This is a genomic window from Sporichthya polymorpha DSM 43042, from assembly GCF_000384115.1.
In the GTDB taxonomy this organism is placed as follows: domain Bacteria; phylum Actinomycetota; class Actinomycetes; order Sporichthyales; family Sporichthyaceae; genus Sporichthya; species Sporichthya polymorpha.
Genome location: NZ_KB913029.1, coordinates 960,839 through 973,565, shown reverse-complemented (window position 1 = coordinate 973,565; position 12,727 = coordinate 960,839). Strand labels below are relative to the sequence as shown.

The window sequence follows — 12,727 nt, the reverse complement described above, 5'->3', positions numbered from 1 at the left end:
GGGTGGTCATGGGTGCCGTTCTCGCGCTGGGCAGCGTCAACGCCGACTTCGTCGTCCGGACCGAGAGCTCGCCGGCCGGCCCGGGGAGCCTGGCCGCGCACTCGCTGCTGCGGACCTCGGGCGGCAAGGCCGGGAACCGCGCGGTGCTGGCCGCCCGCCTCGGGGCGCCGGCACGGTTGCTCGCCGGGGTGGGGGACGACGACCTCGCCGCCCAGGCGCTGCGGGGCCCCGAGAACGCGGGCGTGAACCTGCGCGCCGTGCGCCGACGGCCGGGCCCGACCGGGTACGCGAGCATCGTCGTCCCCACCGACGGGGCGAAGACGATCCTGCGGGTGCCCAACGCCAACGACGCGTGGGGCGAGGACGAGACGAAGGTCGCGCTCGAGGTCGACGCCGCCCCCGACGGCAGTGTCGTGACCGTCGACTGCGAAATTCCTGTCGCGCTGGTCCGGGCGGCGTTGGAGGGGGCCCGGGAGCGGGGGTTCGTGACGGTGCTCGACCCGGCGCCCCCGTCGCGGGTGAGCGACGAGCTGTTGGCGCTGACCGACCATCTGACGCCCGATCACTCCGAGGCGGCGGAGCTGACCGGGGTGAAGATCTCAGGCTCGGCGGACGCGGCTCGTGCCGCGGAGGCGCTGCGGGAGCGCGGCGCGGGCGTCGTCCACGTCAAGCTCGCGGACGGTGGGTGTGTCACCGCCTCCGCCGACGGGGTGACGCTGATCGAGGCGCCCGCGGTGGAGGTCGTCGACGCCACCGGAGCCGGGGACGCCTTCGCCGGCGCCCTGGCCGTCGCCCTGCTCGGCGGTCGCTCCACCCTCGACGCCGCGGCCTACGCCGTCGCCGCCTCCACCTGCGCCGTCACCGCCTACGGGAGCCAGGAGTCGTACCCCGATCCCGCCGCCCTCGCCCCCGTCCTCGCGGCTGTTCTCGACCGGGTCCGCCCCCTCCCCGTCAAGAAAGGGTGACACCCTTTCTTGACAGCGATGCGTCCGAAGAAGTGGCTGCAACAGCGACCAGATCGTCGGACGCCAGGGCAATGTCCCCTAAGCTCACGGACAGACGGCGCGGCGCACGGAAGAGCCGCCGCCTCCCAGGGAAGGGGACCAGGGGTGCTCGTGCTGAGTCGCTCCCAGGGCGAGAGCGTGATGATCGGCTCGGACATCGTGGTGACGGTGCTCGAGGTGCGTGGGGACGTGGTCCGGATCGGGATCGACGCGCCCCGGGACGTGAAGGTCCACCGCGAAGAGGTCTACCGGGCGCTGGAGCAGGCCAACCGCGAGGCCGCCGGCGCCGACCCCGCCGCCGAGGCGGAGCTGAGCAAGCACCTCAAGATCCCGCCGCCGATGCACGACTGACCCCGAGCGTCAGAACGGCTTGCGGACGATCGAGAGCGAGCCGGAGCCGTAGCCGGCGATGTCGATCGTCAGATCGATGCGGTTGCCGAACCCGCGGAGGAGCTCGCCGACGTCGTTGGCGGGAAGTTCCGCGGGGGACGTCGTCGAGTACAGCCGCAGGTGGGCGGCGCCGTCGCGGTTGAGCAGGGCCGCGCCGACGTTGAGGATCTCGGCGAAGTTCTCCCACATCGCCGGGGTCAGGCCCTCCTCGGACGCGCCCTCGGCGTGGGCGACCGGGATCAGGCCCAGGGCGCTGCCGGCGAACGCGCAGAACGGGAGGTCCGCGGCCGCGGCGGCGGCGAGGGTGAGGTTGTCGTCGACGTAGACGCCGACGCCCGCCCGCACGTCGGCGGTCGGGACGACCGGGCGGCCCGGGGAGACCGTGACGTCCCGCCCGAGCAGGCCCTCGACGAGGTCGCGGACGTCCTTCGGGCTGGGCAGAACCAGGGTGGCCATTGTCGCGAACTCCTAACCGAGGACCGGGGAGAGCACCTCGGCGAACGCCTCGGGCGTGAAGGGCTTGGCGACGAGGAACAGGGCCCCGGCGGCGGTCGCGGTCTCGCGCATCTCGGCGGTGCCCTCACTGGTCACGAAGCCGAACGGAGTCTGGTCCCCGGTGCTGCGGAGGTTGCGCAGGAACTCGATGCCGCTCATCTCCGGCATGTTCCAGTCGGACAGGACGAGGTCGGGACGCTCGGCGCGCACCTGCTCGCAGCCCTGCCGGCCGTTCTCGGCCTCGACCAGATCGAGGTCGTCGAAGCCGGCCTGCCGGAGGGTGCGCGACACGATCTGGCGCATCACCCGGCTGTCGTCGACGATCAGGACCTTCACGACGTGCTCCCTTCAGAACTGGCTCGCCGGGCGGGGATCAACGGGCGCGCGGGTGCGACCCGGATGCACAGCGGGTGGTGGTGCCAGGTCGCGAGGACCTGCAGCGCGTCGGGCCCCGGCGCACCGGGGGCGAAGCGCGAGACGTTCGGCAGCGACAGCGTCGACTGCCCGTCGACGCACGACTTCACCGAGCCGCCGACGATGTTCGCGAGCTCGCCGATCGCGTCGGCGAGGTCGGTCTCACGGACCATCGACTCCGGCACGGCGAGCATGTGCGCGGCGAGCGCGAGCGCGCCCTCGGTCGTCGTCGCGACGAGGACGCGGCCCTGCCAGCCGCCGCTGATGTCGACGAAGGCCGTGACCGGGTCGTCCGGCATCGGCGCGTCCTGGTCCAGCGGGGTCTCGAACAGCGAGGTCCAGATGTCGTCGACCAGACCGCGCAGCTCGTCGGACGCGAGCAGCAGTGCGCTCATGCGCGCACCCCCACCAGCCCGAGCAGCTGAAGCTTGTCCTCGATGGCGTCCGGCGTGAACGGCTTGATGACGTACTCGTGCGCGCCGGCGGCGAGGGCACGGACGATCTGCGCCTGCTCGCCCTCGGTGGTGACCATCATCAGCGTGATGTTGCGCCACTCCGCGGTCGCGCGGACCGCCTGGATGAACGAGAGCCCGTCGAGGACAGGCATGTTCCAGTCGACGAGGCAGAGCTCGGGGACCTCACCGGCGCGCATCTTGTCGAGCGCCTCCTGGCCGTCGCCGGCCTCGGTGCACTCGAAGCCGAGTTCGGTGACGATCCGGCGGAGGATGGCGCGCATCGCCCGGGAGTCGTCGATGACCATGGCCAGCATCAGCGGGCTTCCTTTCGGTAGACGGTGGTGCGCCCGAACACGACGCGGGTGAAGCCGTCGACGTCTCCGATGGACGTCTCCGAGCTGCCGAGCACGAGGTAGCCCCCGGGGGCGAGGGTGTCGCGGATCTTGCGGACGATCCGCGCCCGGACCTCGATGTCGAAGTAGATGAGCACGTTGCGGCAGAGCACGAGGTCGAAGCGCGGGAGCACCGGCCACGGCCCGACGAAGTTGAGCTGGGTGAACGTCGCCCGCGACCGGATCCGCTCGGCGAGGACGTAGGACGCGCCCTCCCGCTCGAAGTACCGCGCGAGGTACTGGGCCGGGAGCCCGCGGTTGACCTCGAGTGCCGAGTAGCGTGCGGACTTCGCCTGCCCGACCACCTCGAGGTTGATGTCGGTGCCGTGCAGCGCGACGTCCCAGCCCGCGATCTCGGGGAACTGGAGGTCGAGCATCATCGCGAGGCTGTAGAGCTCCTGCCCCGTCGAGCACGCCGCGCTCCAGACCGCAAGCTTCCTCGTGCCCTGCCGGGCGGCGATCAGCTCCGGCAGGATGCCGGTGCGGATCGCGTCGAACGGGTGTACGTCGCGGAACCACGACGTCTCGTTCGTGGTCATCGCCTCGATGACGGCCTCGGCCAGCGCCGGCGGCGGACCCGTGCGCAGCGCGGCGGCGAGCTCGGCCAGGCCGGGCAGCTCGTGCTTGCGCAGGACCGGACGCAGTCGCGCCTCGAACAGGTAGTACTTGTCCTCCGGGCAGAGGATCGCCGAGCGGCCCTCGACGAACTGCGCGACGATCTTCAGGTCCGCGGCGGTGGCCTCGGTGACGGTGGAGGTCATCTGATCCCCCCGGCGGCCGTCGGGACGGCGGGTCTGGCGCCGCGCACCGCGTCGACGATGGTCGGCGCGATCCGGGCCAGCGGCAGCACCGCGTCGGCGACGCCGGCCTTGGCCACCGCGCCGGGCATGCCCCAGACGACCGAGGTCTCCGCGTCCTGGGCGATCACGCGGCCGCCGGCGGCACGGAGGTCCCGCGCGCCGGCGAGTCCGTCGCTGCCCATGCCGGTGAGGATCACCGTCAGGGTCCGCGGACCCCACAACGCCTTCGCGTGACGCAGCGTCACGTCGACGGCCGGCTTGCAGGAGTTCTCCATCGGACCGTCATCGAGGCGCAGCACCTGCATACCCCGCACCGTTGTCATCGTGAGGTGGAAGCCGCCGGCCGCGATGTAGACCCGGCCCGGCGTCAGCGGCATCAGATCGGCCGCCTCGACGACGTCGAGCGCGCTGGCCGCGTCGAGCCGCTCAGCGAGCAGCTTGGTGAACACCGGCGGCATGTGCTGGACGATCACCACGGGCACGCCGAGGTCGACCGGCAGCGCCGGAACCACGGTGGACAGCGCCACCGGGCCGCCCGTCGAGACGCCGATCACGACGCCCAGCGGCGGGCGGCCGTCGAGCTCCGGCCGGCGCTGCGCGGGGGTTGCGGGCAGGACCGTCAGGTCCGGGGCCGGCGCCGCGGTCGGCCCGGCGGCAGCCCGCCGAGCGTCCGCGGCACCGACCCGGCCCCACAGCTTGAGCAGCGGGACCAGCGAGGACCGCACCGCGGCCAACGCTGCCTCCCGGTCCCGCAGCGCCGTGGGCTTCGTGACGTAGTCGTTCGCACCCAGCGCGAGGGCGTCGAGCGTCGCCGACGCCCCGCGCGAGGTGAGCGTGCTGAACATGATCACCGGCAGCTTCGGCCACCGCTTGCGGATCTCCGCGAGCGTGGTCAGCCCGTCCATCACCGGCATCTCGACGTCGAGGGTGACGACGTCGGGTTTGCAGACCGGGATCTGGTCCAGGGCGAGCTGCCCGTGTGCCGCCGTCCCGACCACCTCGATGCCCTCGGCCCCGGCGATCACGTCAGCGACCAGCCGGCGGACGACGACGGTGTCGTCGACCACGAGGACGCGGATCGGTGGCATGTGGTTCCTCCTGCGGGAGAGGGGCGGGGGTGTTGACAAGGGGTGTCACCCCTTGTCAACGGCCGGGGATCGGTGCCTGGTCTCAGAACTGGAACTGACCGAGGAGCCGCTGGAGCTCGGCAGCCATCGCCGCGAGCTCGGCGGCGGCGCGCTGGCTGTCCTCGGCGCCCTGCCGGGTGCTCTGGGCGGCCTCGGCGACGGTGCCGATGCTGCGGGAGATCTCGCCGGAGCCGCTGGCGGCGGACGAGACGCTGCGCGCGATCTCGTTCGTCGTCGCGGTCTGCTCCTCGACGGCCGAGGAGATCGTGTTCTGGATGTCCGAGATCTGGTTGATGATCGTGGAGATCTGACCGATCGCGGTGACCGCGGAGGTCGTGTCGGCCTGGATGGCCTCGATCTTCCCGGAGATGTCCTCGGTCGCCCGGGCCGTCTCCTTGGCCAGTTCCTTGACCTCGTTCGCCACCACCGCGAAGCCCTTGCCCGCCTCGCCGGCGCGCGCGGCCTCGATGGTCGCGTTGAGCGCGAGCAGGTTGGTCTGCTGCGCGATCGAGGTGATGACCTTGATGACCTTGCCGATCTCCTGCGACGAGTCGCCGAGGTTCGACACGGTGCGGTTGGCGGATGCGGCGCCGTCGACGGCCTGCCCCGCGACGTCCGCCGCGGAGGAGGCGTTGCGCGCGATCTCCGCGATGGAGGCCGTCATCTGCTCGGCGGCGGTCGCGACCGTTTCGATGTTCGAGGCGACCTCGGACGAGATCCCCGACGCCGACTCGGCCTGCGAGGACGTGGAGGTCGCGTTGGAGATCATCTGCTCCGACACCGCGGAGAGCTCCTCGCCCGCGGCGGCCAGCGCCTGCGCGGTCTGCCCGATCTCCGACATCGACGAGCGCAGCGTGCCGAGGAACGCGGACAGGCCCTCGCCCATCTGCCCGATCGCGTCGTCCCCGGAGACGGTGATGTCGCGGGTCAGGTCGCCGGCGGCGGCCGCGGAGACGACGTCGAGCATCTGGTCGACCTGGGCGCGGAGCGCCTCGCCCGCGGCGCGGTCGGCCTCCTCCTTGCGGATGCGCTCGATCGCCTGCGAGACCAGACGGCCGACGTTGCGCAGGGCGTCGAGCCGCTGCGGGGTCGGCTCGAGCGTCTCGAGCATGAAGAAGTCCATCGTGCCGACGACGTCACCGTCGACGAGAATCGGGAAGCAGACGCCGGACTTCACGCCCACACGCTGGGCGATCGGGGCGCGGACGCAGTCGGTCATCTCGCCGATGTCCGGGGTGAAGAACAGGTCGCGGTTCTTCCACGCGCGACCGGAGAGGCCGACGCCCTCCTTGAAGGAGGCGGTCCGGGTGACGCGGGCGAACTCCTCGCCGGCGTTGCCCGACTCCTGCGCGAACTTCAGCGACTGGTCGGCCGGGTCGAGCGACCAGAACGAGCTGTACGCCCATCCGTAGGCCTCACGCACCGAGTCGAGCGCCAGCTGCACGGCCTCGTCGTTGCTGCGCGCGGCGGCGAGCTCGGTGAGGACCTTGTTGACGGCGGTGGCGTCGATCTCGGCGTCGCGGCGGGCGGCCTCGGTGGCGAGCTGCTCGGTGACGTTCTCCCACGACGCCATCGCGCCGACGTAGACGCCGTTGTCGTCGAAGATCGGCTGCACCGCGAGGTCGAGGGTCTGGGGTCCGACCTGGATGTAGTTCTTGCGCGGGAGATTCTCCGGCGAGGCGAGGATGCCGCGCTGGAACGCCGGGTTCTTGTGGAAGATGTCGATGTTCGCGCCGAGGATCTCGTCGGCCGAGATCGGGAGGAACTCCTCGAGCTCCTTCAGCCCCTCCATCGAAGCCTTGTTGACGTAGCGGACGACCAGGTCGCGGTCGCAGAGCATGACGCGCGACGGGACGTTGTCGATCACCGAGCGGAGCGAGGCGAGGTCGAGCTCGGCGCTCGCGGCTTTGGCCTTGGCGGAAGCCGGGCGGCCGCCGCGGGCAGGAGCCGGCACGGACTGGGCCCGGTTGTTCGCGGTGGTGCTGGACATCGATTCTCCTCGGGAGGGCGGGCGAATGCGGTGGGGTATGAGGGAGGGTCAGACCCGCGCCGCGGCGGGTCGCTGGGAGTTCTGAACGCGTTCGGTGTCCAGCACGAGGAGCAGCGCGTGCGGGAGTTTGTAGGCGCCGAGCACGAGGTCGCGGGCGGGGCCGGACAGGGTCGGCGGGGGCGGCTCGAAGTCGGCTGGGTCGGTGTCGACGACGTCGCCGATCTGGTCGACGAGCAGGCTGACCGCCTCGTCGGCACCGTCGCGGATGACGACGTTGGTCGGCAGCTCGTCGCCCTCCAGCGGCGGGAGGTCGAGCATCCGGCGCAGGTCGAGGGCGGTGACGATCTGGCCGCGCAGGTTGATCAAGCCGCGCACGACCTCGGGCGCGAGCGGCACGGCGGTCATCTCCTGGTAGCGGATGACCTCCTGCACCTCCATGACGTCCACGCCCAGGTAGAGGTCGTCGACGGTGAAGGTGCAGAGCTGACGGGGCTGATTCATGGTCAGTTCTCCTGGGTCGCGGCGACGAGCGCCGGGACGTCGACGATGTCGGTGACCCGCGACTGCAGGACCGCGGAACCGGCCAGGCCGCGGCGGGCGCCGACGGCGGAGAGGACGACCTCCTCCTCGATCACGTCGAGGATGCTGTCGACGACGAGACCCACGGCCGCGTCGTTCTCGTGCCGGTGGACGACGACCGAGTACGTCTCCGCGTCGGACTTCGCCGAGCCCATCCCGAGCAGCGGCCCGACGTGGACCAGGCGGAGCAGGTCGCCGCGGTACTGCACGACGTCGGCGTTGCCGGCCTTCTCGACCTGGTCGACGCCGAACTCCTCCAGCCGCGCGACGTCGGTCATCGGCAGCGCGAGGCGGCGGTCGGCGCCGACCTGGCAGATCAGCAGGCGGGTCGTCTCGGTGGTGCGGCCGCGTTCGGTCTCGGTCATACGGGCGGCGGTGGCGGCCACCGTCTGGTGCGTCGCACGCTGCGCGATGCCGGCGACGTCGAGGATCAGCGCGACCTTGCCGTCGCCGGTGATCGTCGCGCCCGCGAAGGCCTCGACGTGCTTGATCTGGCGGGACAGCGGGCGGACCACGATCTCCTGGGTGTCGCGAATCTCCTCGACCACGAGGCCGAAGTGCGTGTTGTCCGCGGCGAGGACGACGATGTTCAGCGCCTCGCGTTCCGCCGGGGCCGGCAGGCCGAGCTGCTCGTCGAGGTAGACGAGCGGCAGCAGCGTCCCGCGCAGCCGGTAGACCGGGGCACCGGCGACGTGCTCGATGCCGGAGGTCGCGGCCTCGCCCTCCAGGCGCACCAGCTCGAGCAGGTTCGCCTGCGGGATCGCGTAGGTGTCGCCGGCCTGGCCGACGACCAGCGCGGGGATGATCGCGAGCGTCAGCGGGATGCGGACGCGCACCGTGGTGCCGACGCCGATCTCGGACGCGAGGTCGACGGTGCCGCCGATCTTCTCGATGTTCGTGCGGACGACGTCCATCCCGACTCCGCGACCGGAGATGTTCGACACGGCCGCGGCGGTGGAGAAGCCCGGCCGGAAGACGAGGTCCGCGATCTCGCGCTCGCTCATCCGCGAGAGCTGGTCGCGGGAGACCAGGCCGTTCTCGATCGCCTTGGCCGCCACCTTGGCGGGGTCGATGCCGCGACCGTCGTCGCCGACCTCGACCACGACCTGGCCGCCCTCGTGGTACGCCCGCAGGCTCAACGTACCCTCGGCGGGCTTGCCGGCCGCGGTGCGTACCTCGGGGGCCTCCAGGCCGTGGTCGATCGCGTTGCGGACCAGGTGCGTCAGCGGGTCCTTGACCGCTTCGAGCAGGGTCCGGTCGAGCTCGGTCTCCCGCCCCTCCATGACGAGGCGGACGGACTTGCCGCACTGCGCGCCGAGGTCGCGGACGACGCGGGGGAGCCGGGACCAGACCTGGTCGATCGGCTGCATGCGCGTCTTCATGACGCCTTCCTGCAGCTCGGTCGCGATCAGGTTCAGCCGCTGGCTCGCGCGCTGGAGCTCGGTGTGCTGGGTCTCGCCGACGTACTGGACGACCTGGTTCCGCGTCAGCACGAGCTCCCCGACCATGCGCATCAGCTGGTCGAGCAGACCCACGTCGACCCGGATGCTGGAGTCCGCGACGCTGCGACGGGCGTGCTCCTCGTCGTGGTCGGCGGTGTCCATCGGCGCGTTCCCGAGAGCGGCGGTCTCGAACGACAGCACCGGCTCGGGAGCGGGCTCGGGTTCGGGAGCGGGGTCCGGGGCGGCCTCGGCGACGGGGGCAGGGGCCGGCTCGACCTCGTCGCGGGGCGCGGGGACGAGCGGGGCGGGCTCGAGGCAGCCGGCCAGGGCGGCGGAGACGGCCTCGACGTCGATGTCACCCTCGACGCCGGTGGTCTCGATGCTGGCGAGCAGCGCGCGGACGGTGTCGACCATCTGCAGCAGGACCGTCGTGATCTGGGGGGTGAGCGCGAGTTCGCCGTCGCGGAGCTTGGACAGGACGTTCTCGCCCACGTGGGTCACGGCCTCGAGGCGGTTGAACGCGAGGAAGCCGCTCGTGCCCTTGATCGTGTGAATCGTGCGGAAGACGGACGCGAGCAGGGGCTGCGAGTCGGGCTCGCGCTCCAGCGCGACCAACGCGCGGTCGAGTTCGTCGAGGTTCTCGTAGCTCTCGATCAGGAACTCCTGCGCGATGTCGTCCAACCCGTCGGCGAACACCGGCCGATCACTCACGCTGCACTCCTGTGGGGCGTCTGCACCCCGTCCCTGGGGTGCCTGTCCCGCTCTGATCGGCAGGGCGGGAGAGCGCTTGAGGTGACTTAGGTCCCGGAGGTTCGGTTCGTTGGTCGCATCAGGTCGAATCCGGCAGAACCGACATCGTTGGTGTACGCATCACGGGTCGGCCTCGGCCCACCGGGAGCCGACGGGGGAGAACATGATCGAGCGCATCGCAGCGCGGGGGAGCCTGGGCGGTTGGGCCGTCGCGGCCGCCGCCGTCGCGGGGTTGCTCGGCCTGATCGGCCTGCTCGGCTGGGCGATCGGTGTCGAGGTGCTCCACACACCCGTCCCGCGAGGCGGGGACATGAAGCCCGGGTCGGCGGGTGCGCTGGCCCTGGTGGGCCTGGGGCTGGTCGCACCCGCGCGGACGCCACGCGCGCTCGCCCTGGCCGGAGCCGCCGCGCCCTCCGCGATCTGCACGGCCGAGTACCTGGGGACGCCGGGCCTGGCGCTCGACGCGTCCGGTCACATGCCGCTGGCGACCGCGGTATGCGTCCTGCTGCTCGTCCTGGCCGCGGCGACCGAGCGTCGGTCGTGCTTTCGCCAACTGACGGCGATCGGGGCCGGGAGCATCGGCGGACTCGTGCTCGTCGGCTACACCTACGGCACCCACTCGCTGACGCACTTCTCGCACGCATCGATGAGCGTGCCCGCCGCCGTCGCGGTCGTCCTGCTGACGTTTGCCGTGCTGGCGCGGACGCCGACGGGCTGGCTGCCGTGGGTCTGGTCCGGGACGGACGCGGGCGCCGCGATGCTGCGCCGCGCGCTGCCGCCCGTCGTGTTGGGCATGCCTGCCCTTACATTCCTGCACCTGCAGGGTGAACGGCTCTTCTGGGAGGACGAGCGCGTCACCGAGGCCTTCTTCGTCACGCTGCTCGTGGTGGCCGTGTCCGCGCTGCTGCTCCGGATCGCGTCGTCGCTACGGCTGCTCGACCATCAGCGTGAGCAAGCGCGCCGCGACCTGGTCGCGCTGAACAACCGGCTCGTCGGCGAGGTTCGTGGGAGCTACGCCTCGCTGCGGTCTGCGAAGCAGCGCATCGGCAGCCTCGAGGACTCCCAGCGCGCCGTGCTCACCGTCCACGACGACGTCCTGCAGTCGCTGTTCGCCTCCGGGCTGATGCTCCGCACCGCTCTCGACGGCTCCGCCCCCGACGCGTCCGTCCAGCGGACCCTCGACTGCATGGACGACGCCGTCCGTGCGATCCGCGTCGTCGTCGAGAACCTCAACGATCACCTCGCCGCCGGCTGAGCTCGTCGAACGAGTGATGAGCTGACGCTACGTCAGAAAATAGTGACAGTAGGGGCTAATGAGGTCTTGACAGCACGAGAACATGTGTTCGAACACGGGTAGAATCGTGGTATGTCCGCAGGGGTGGGGATGCAGCCGGCACTGGCGACGATCGCCGGTGCGGTGGAGGACGTCCGCAAGGTGGCGGCGATGCTCACCGCGGACGAGGTCTGGACGCTCACCGACGCTGATCTGGAGCTGATGGTGCGGGCGCAGTCCGAGTTGGACTCCGCCGTCGCGGCTGTCGGGGTGCGGGCGGTGCGGGAGGCCGATGTCCGCGGGCTGTCTCTGCAGGACGGGAAGATCTCGACCGCGGTCTGGCTGGGCCAGAAGCTGAACCTGCACCCGGTCGAGGCGCGGCAGCGCGTCAAGGACGCCGACATCCTGTCCCGCAAGGGCACCGCCACCGTCGAAGCTCTCGCCGACGGCAAGCTCAACCGGGACCAGGCCCGGGCGGTCGCGCGGAGCCTGCGCAAGATCGAACCGGTCGGCTCCGCCTCGGAGCTCGCGAAGGCGGAGACGTTCCTGCTGGCCAAGTCCCACGGGGCGGACCCCGGGGCGATCCTGCGCCTGGGCAAGCACATCGAAGAGGTCATCGACGAGGACGGCAAACCCCCGGCACCGGACCCGGACGACCCCACCGGGGACGCGCCGACGGAGTCCAAGCGCGCGGCCCGCGCGCAGCGGAAGCGATCGCTGACGATCACCGACCTGGGCAACGGGCTGCACCGCATCCGCGGTGAATTGACCGACGAAGTCGCCGCCCTCGTGAAGGCCGCCCTCGACCCCCTGGCCGCGCCCCGACCCGCGGTGAACGGCGTCCGGGACGAGCGGTCGGCGCCGCAGCGGCGCCACGACGCGCTCGGGGACGTGTTCCGCCAGTTCCTGCGCTTCGGGGACCTGCCCCCGTCCCACGGGGTGCGCCCGCACCTGCACGTGACCGCGACCGTGGAGACCATGGCCGGCGACACCGGGCACCCGTTCGCGAGGACCGCGACCGGTGAGGACCTGGACATCACGACCGTGCAGCGGATCGCGTGCGACGCGGGGATCACCCCGATCGTCGCCAACACTCTCGGGGTGCCGTTGGCGATGGGCCGCGAGGTCCGCACCGCCACCCCGGCCCAGTGGGCGGCGCTGGTCGCCCGGGACATCGGCTGCATCGGCGAGGGTTGTACCCGTCCCGCCGCGTGGTGCGAGGCCCACCATATTGAGTGGTGGGACCGCGACGAGGGCCCGACCGACGTGGACAAGATGGCCCTGGTCTGCTCCCACGAGCATTATCTGATCCGATCATCACCGCGCAGAGACCCACCGCAACCACTGACCGCGTTGCAAGGGAAGGGCTGGGGCGTGCGGATGGCCGCCGACGGCCACCCAGAAATGATCCCCCCGAAGTGGGTTGATTCCGAACAGAAGCCAAGACGCAACGCCCACTGGCAACTCATCCGCAACGGCCTCAAGGTTCCACCCGAGGACCCCGACCCACCACGAGCTACGCCGGACACACCGCCGCGCGAGTGAGCGCGCCCCCTTCCACCGTGCCCGGATGCGCCGTAGGTACTAGGTCCCGTCGGCCGGGACTCTCGGCCTGT

At 71.5% G+C, this 12,727-nt stretch carries 13 protein-coding genes; 4 read left to right on the top strand and 9 right to left on the bottom strand.

Annotated elements, in window-relative coordinates:
- The first annotated feature begins 8 nt into the window (after positions 1-8).
- Positions 9-965 (top strand): PfkB family carbohydrate kinase, encoded by a 957-nt coding sequence (locus tag SPOPO_RS27775; protein ID WP_019873644.1) that lies wholly within the window; start codon positions 9-11, stop codon positions 963-965.
- A 150-nt stretch (positions 966-1,115) separates the two neighbouring features.
- Positions 1,116-1,355, top strand: a complete 240-nt coding sequence (csrA, locus tag SPOPO_RS35830; RefSeq protein ID WP_425424121.1) for a carbon storage regulator CsrA — start codon at positions 1,116-1,118, stop codon at positions 1,353-1,355.
- A gap of 9 nt (positions 1,356-1,364) precedes the next feature.
- Here the strand turns inward: csrA and SPOPO_RS0104775 are convergent, their stop codons facing one another.
- The 9 genes from SPOPO_RS0104775 to SPOPO_RS0104730 all read right to left on the bottom strand — a co-directional run bounded on the left by SPOPO_RS0104775 (position 1,365) and on the right by SPOPO_RS0104730 (position 9,799).
- Complete coding sequence (locus SPOPO_RS0104775) at positions 1,365-1,850, bottom strand: hypothetical protein (RefSeq protein WP_019873642.1); 486 nt, start codon at positions 1,848-1,850, stop codon at positions 1,365-1,367.
- Between the two features lie 12 nt (positions 1,851-1,862).
- Positions 1,863-2,225 carry a response regulator gene (locus tag SPOPO_RS0104765; protein ID WP_019873641.1) on the bottom strand — a complete coding sequence of 121 codons (363 nt, stop codon included), beginning with the start codon at positions 2,223-2,225 and terminating at the stop codon, positions 1,863-1,865.
- A complete protein-coding gene (locus SPOPO_RS32395; RefSeq protein WP_019873640.1) occupies positions 2,222-2,698 on the bottom strand; it encodes a chemotaxis protein CheX in 477 nt (158 codons plus the stop codon). The genes SPOPO_RS0104765 and SPOPO_RS32395 overlap by 4 nt, the downstream gene beginning before the upstream one ends.
- Entirely contained in the window at positions 2,695-3,072 is a 378-nt protein-coding gene (locus SPOPO_RS0104755; protein ID WP_019873639.1) for a response regulator, read from the bottom strand. Before SPOPO_RS0104755 ends, SPOPO_RS32395 begins: the two co-directional genes overlap by 4 nt.
- Positions 3,072-3,911: a CheR family methyltransferase gene (locus SPOPO_RS0104750; RefSeq protein ID WP_019873638.1), complete on the bottom strand. Its 840-nt coding sequence runs from the start codon at positions 3,909-3,911 to the stop codon at positions 3,072-3,074. Before SPOPO_RS0104750 ends, SPOPO_RS0104755 begins: the two co-directional genes overlap by 1 nt.
- Positions 3,908-5,038, bottom strand: a complete 1,131-nt coding sequence (cheB, locus tag SPOPO_RS0104745; RefSeq protein ID WP_019873637.1) for a chemotaxis-specific protein-glutamate methyltransferase CheB — start codon at positions 5,036-5,038, stop codon at positions 3,908-3,910. The genes SPOPO_RS0104750 and cheB overlap by 4 nt, the downstream gene beginning before the upstream one ends.
- A gap of 82 nt (positions 5,039-5,120) precedes the next feature.
- Complete coding sequence (locus SPOPO_RS32390) at positions 5,121-7,067, bottom strand: methyl-accepting chemotaxis protein (RefSeq protein WP_019873636.1); 1,947 nt, start codon at positions 7,065-7,067, stop codon at positions 5,121-5,123.
- A gap of 48 nt (positions 7,068-7,115) precedes the next feature.
- The gene (locus SPOPO_RS27760; protein ID WP_019873635.1) at positions 7,116-7,568 is read right to left on the bottom strand and encodes a chemotaxis protein CheW; all 453 of its coding nucleotides are present in this window, start codon (positions 7,566-7,568) and stop codon (positions 7,116-7,118) included.
- A 2-nt stretch (positions 7,569-7,570) separates the two neighbouring features.
- Positions 7,571-9,799, bottom strand: a complete 2,229-nt coding sequence (locus SPOPO_RS0104730) for a chemotaxis protein CheA (RefSeq protein WP_211210852.1) — start codon at positions 9,797-9,799, stop codon at positions 7,571-7,573.
- A 202-nt stretch (positions 9,800-10,001) separates the two neighbouring features.
- Here SPOPO_RS0104730 and SPOPO_RS0104725 point away from each other — a divergent pair, with 202 nt between their 5' ends.
- Together SPOPO_RS0104725 and SPOPO_RS0104720 are read left to right on the top strand one after the other, a co-directional pair.
- On the top strand, positions 10,002-11,093 hold the full coding sequence (locus SPOPO_RS0104725; protein WP_019873633.1) for a hypothetical protein: 1,092 nt from the start codon (positions 10,002-10,004) through the stop codon (positions 11,091-11,093).
- Positions 11,094-11,204: 111 nt separating this feature from the next.
- Positions 11,205-12,656: an HNH endonuclease signature motif containing protein gene (locus tag SPOPO_RS0104720; protein WP_019873632.1), complete on the top strand. Its 1,452-nt coding sequence runs from the start codon at positions 11,205-11,207 to the stop codon at positions 12,654-12,656.
- Positions 12,657-12,727: the final 71 nt, after the last annotated feature.

Bases quoted from the DNA above. Each gene is read 5' to 3' on its own strand.
- SPOPO_RS0104775 (WP_019873642.1), bottom strand. From the start codon at position 1,850: ATGGCCACCCTGGTTCTGCCCAGCCCGAAGGACGTCCGCGACCTCGTC.
- SPOPO_RS27775 (WP_019873644.1), top strand. From the start codon at position 9: ATGGGTGCCGTTCTCGCGCTGGGCAGCGTCAACGCCGACTTCGTCGTC.
- SPOPO_RS27760 (WP_019873635.1), bottom strand. From the start codon at position 7,568: ATGAATCAGCCCCGTCAGCTCTGCACCTTCACCGTCGACGACCTCTAC.
- SPOPO_RS0104725 (WP_019873633.1), top strand. From the start codon at position 10,002: ATGATCGAGCGCATCGCAGCGCGGGGGAGCCTGGGCGGTTGGGCCGTC.
- SPOPO_RS0104755 (WP_019873639.1), bottom strand. From the start codon at position 3,072: ATGCTGGCCATGGTCATCGACGACTCCCGGGCGATGCGCGCCATCCTC.
- SPOPO_RS0104720 (WP_019873632.1), top strand. From the start codon at position 11,205: ATGTCCGCAGGGGTGGGGATGCAGCCGGCACTGGCGACGATCGCCGGT.
- SPOPO_RS32395 (WP_019873640.1), bottom strand. From the start codon at position 2,698: ATGAGCGCACTGCTGCTCGCGTCCGACGAGCTGCGCGGTCTGGTCGAC.
- SPOPO_RS32390 (WP_019873636.1), bottom strand. From the start codon at position 7,067: ATGTCCAGCACCACCGCGAACAACCGGGCCCAGTCCGTGCCGGCTCCT.
- SPOPO_RS0104750 (WP_019873638.1), bottom strand. From the start codon at position 3,911: ATGACCTCCACCGTCACCGAGGCCACCGCCGCGGACCTGAAGATCGTC.
- cheB (WP_019873637.1), bottom strand. From the start codon at position 5,038: ATGCCACCGATCCGCGTCCTCGTGGTCGACGACACCGTCGTCGTCCGC.